The 3,765-nt window shown below is 42.3% G+C and carries 3 protein-coding genes; all 3 read left to right on the forward strand.

The features are described from left to right. Window positions 1–305 precede the first annotated feature (305 nt). Genes DW917_RS16470 through DW917_RS16480 form a run of 3 tightly spaced genes read left to right on the forward strand, consistent with a single transcriptional unit; the run spans window position 306 to window position 3,698 of the window. Window positions 306–1,751 carry a site-specific integrase gene (locus DW917_RS16470; protein ID WP_158570240.1) on the forward strand — a complete coding sequence of 482 codons (1,446 nt, stop codon included), beginning with the start codon at window positions 306–308 and terminating at the stop codon, window positions 1,749–1,751. Continuing rightward, window positions 1,748–2,695 (forward strand): tyrosine-type recombinase/integrase, encoded by a 948-nt coding sequence (locus tag DW917_RS16475; RefSeq protein ID WP_118120466.1) that lies wholly within the window; start codon window positions 1,748–1,750, stop codon window positions 2,693–2,695. The genes DW917_RS16470 and DW917_RS16475 overlap by 4 nt, the downstream gene beginning before the upstream one ends. Beyond that, window positions 2,676–3,698: a tyrosine-type recombinase/integrase gene (locus DW917_RS16480; RefSeq protein WP_118120469.1), complete on the forward strand. Its 1,023-nt coding sequence runs from the start codon at window positions 2,676–2,678 to the stop codon at window positions 3,696–3,698. Before DW917_RS16475 ends, DW917_RS16480 begins: the two co-directional genes overlap by 20 nt. Window positions 3,699–3,765: the final 67 nt, after the last annotated feature.

The raw sequence follows: 3,765 nt of genomic DNA on the forward strand, positions 1-3,765 counted from the left end.
AGCTTATCCACAAAGGATTCTTTTGATTTCTACACAACATAATTTTATAAAAATCCTAAACGTTTAATTATCTGTTTTTAAAATTTCACTATATTTGAGGTGAGTTAATTCATTTATTTTCTAACCCTTAAATATTGTGGTTTATGCTTGAATATATTATTAGACGCAAATGGTATCTCCAAAAGCATTTAGATGCTCCTCTATTAAAGGAACGAGAAGAATACCTAACGCTTATGTATAAGAAAGGATTGAGCCATTCTTATTTGTTGTCAATTGCAGACTATTTGTTATTGATAGTACAAGAATTGAGATTAACAGACGATGAAAATCGTATGGTTTCCATCCAAGAGATTTTCGAAAATGCAGAATGTTGGGCACATACAATCAAGAACCATCCGATGAAACGTCGTTTTTCTCCTAGCTCTGTAAGCAAGTTTAAGAGTATAGCTTTCAAATGGTTGTCACACATAGGTAGAATGGACTACAGCTATGTCACCACGGATTGCATATTGAACAGATTGTTTTCCAGAAGCCACCACAAGCTACGCTATCTCAATTATCCCTTGAAGGATGAGAGAACATCTCACTTGGAGAAATGGGAAAGAATGGGGGCTGCAACATCAACGCTTCGACAAATCGCCGCATATCACTTGCATGCCATTGACTTGCTTCATCCAAATATGTCGCATAGTATTACTGAGGAGGAACTGTTGTCTGCCGCAGACAAATGGGCTTCCATGGAAAAGAGTGGTAAGGATAGTATTGATGGACAATATGCAAGAAAACGTTTCATCAATATTGTACGTGACTGGCTGATACACTTGGGCGTATACATAAGAAAAGCAGACAGCTTTCCATTGAAACCTTTTGTCATGGAATACCTGGACTGGTTGAAGTACGAGAAAGGTTTGTCATTGAATACGATAGAGAGTCGCTATTCAATGCTCAAGAACTTCATGGGTACGATTTCACCTAGTAGTCTTAAAGACATAACTCCTCAAACGCTAGACAATTATCTCGCAATCCAAAAGAAAGAAAACGGGTGTTGCCGTCGTACCATAGCAGGCATAATATCTGTTCTTCGTAATTTCTTCGCCTATGGTGAAACCAAAGGGTGGAACACTGAAGTGCTGGCAATGTCGATGAATGCACCGAGGCAGTATCGCCACGATGACATTCCTTCTTTTGTTCCTTGGGAGGTCGTGCAGAACATTCTTATGGAAAAAAGCACCGCAAGTGGTGTGGGGAAACGAGACTATGCGATTTTTTTGCTGCTGTCCATATATGGTATGAGATGCAGCGAGGTTGCGAATCTCAAACTTAGAGACATTGATTGGCGCAATGAGCAAATCCACCTAAACCGTGCGAAAGGGTGTAAGTCTCAGACTCTGCCGCTGATTACTGTAGCAGGAAATGCCATCATCTCCTACCTGAAAGATGTGCGCTATAACCAAGCCAAGGACGAGCACCTTTTCTTGACCATACGTGCCCCACACTCCAAGCTCTCCACCTCTTCCATTTACAAGATGGTGAGGGACGCACTGGTGGTGCGCCAAGTGAACCTACGCCATTATGGTCCGCATTCCTTGCGACATGGTTGTGCCACATATCTTATAAACACAGGGTATAGCCTCAAGGAAATAGCAGACTTGCTTGGACACATGCGCCTGGACACTACAAGAATCTACGCTAAGACCGACATGACTTCACTTCGTGAGGTCGCTGACATGAATTGGGAGGGGTTGTTATGAAAGTGTGTGATTTAGTGGAGGCATATATCGCCTATCGTCGTTCTTTGGGAGAAAAATATCAGTCGCCAGCCGTAATATTGCGCAGCTTCGCCAGATACATTGGTGAAGACAAGGAATGTATGAGCATCGACGAGAAGATTTGCACGGCATTTTTGTATAGTCCAAACAATACCGTTTCCGCCAGTTGGTTCTTGCGTTACTCTTCATTGAAGTGGATGTTCGAATGGGCAATAGTTCGTGGATACATGCAAGAAGTAGTCCTTCCAAAGGAAAAGCCAAAGGCTCTGGAACATGTTAAGCCGTACATCTACTCAGCGGAGGAGCTAAAGAGAATCTTCGAACTTGCTTTGAGCTATCAGAAAAACAAAAGCAAGACTCCACCAAGATGCGTGCAGGCAATATTGAAGCTCACTTATGTGTTAGGTTTGCGAATCAGTGAGACCATCTCGCTGCAGCTAAAAGACTTGAACTTATGTGAAAAATACCTGGTGATACGAGAGTCGAAGTTCTACAAGTCAAGAATGGTGCCTTTCAACGACCAAGTGGTCTTGTTACTGAACGACTTTCTGGGCTGGCGAAAAGCACAAGGTTGGCCGTCTGATAACGAGACTTTTGTGTTCTTGGACAAGAACATGGACAGATTAAGTATCGACGTGGTTCGGAATGCCTTCGAACGGATAAGGGAGATGGCTGGAATCAAAAGAACTGACGGCTCCCGATACCAACCGAGGCTCCATGACCTGAGACATGCATTTGCCGTGCATCGCCTGACGGAATGGTACCGTTCCGGAAAAGATGTCAATAGACTGTTGAACTCACTGTCCACCTATCTTGGACACGACCACATCTCTAACACTTCTGTTTATCTAAGCATGACAGACGATTTGCTTAGCGAGGCTAATGATCTTTTTAACGCATATAGAAATGGGAAAGTCGAAACATGAAAAAGAATCATATTTGGGATATTGGGTAAGAGCTTTTCTTTGCACTTATCTGACCAACATCCGCAACCTCTCGGGAAATACGATGAGAGCATACAGGGACGCTATTAAACAGCTTGTCTCATTTGTCTGTAAAGACAGACACATCAGAGCAGAGGAGATACTTGTGACGGATATAACCTCAAAGGTTGCAACATCTTTTCTGAACGACATCGAAATAAGCAGAAAGTGTTCCATAAAAACCAGGAATCTACGATTATCTGCTATCATAGCATTGGCAAAATACATTGCCAGCAACTCTCCCGAGCACATAGAGTGGTGTCGAGAAATAAGAAACATACCGGTGAAGAAAGCTCCAAGGACACAGATAACATACTTGGAGAAATCTGAGATGGACGCATTATTGAACACACCTGCAAAAAATACCGAACAGGGATGGAGAGACTACGTGCTGCTACTCTTTCTGTACAATACAGGAGCACGAGCAGAAGAAGCAGCCTCGTTGAAAATCGGGGATGTTTACTTGCCAAAAGGAAAAGGACTGGCTGTTGTCAGCATACTGGGAAAAGGCGGGAAAACTAGAAGATGCCCTTTGTGGGATGATACTTGCAAGGCTTTGAGAGGCATCATTGCCGATAGATTCTCAGAGGAACACGTTTTCCTTAATCGCCAACATTTGCCGATGAGTCGGTTTGGCGTTTACGAAATGGTTACCAGACATGCAGATACTTTGTCGAAAGTAATGCCTTCGATAAAGGGTAAAAGAGTTACACCACACACGATCCGACATACAACAGCAACACATTTACTGCAAGCTGGCGTTGACATAAACACCATAAGGGCTTGGCTTGGTCATGTATCTGTAGAGACAACCAATATTTATGCAGAAGTAAATATGGAGATGAAGGCAAAAGCTCTAAAAAGTTGTGAAGTAAAGTCCGAAAAAACGAATTATCGTTGGAAAGACGATAAAAACTTGATGGATTTTTTGGATAGTTTAAAATAATATAGTACCTTTGCGTAGTCAAAATCTATGTTGTGTAGAAATCAAAAGAATCCTTTGTGGATAAGCT

The organism is Prevotella sp. AM42-24 (genome assembly GCF_003461825.1).
Classification (GTDB): domain Bacteria; phylum Bacteroidota; class Bacteroidia; order Bacteroidales; family Bacteroidaceae; genus Prevotella; species Prevotella hominis.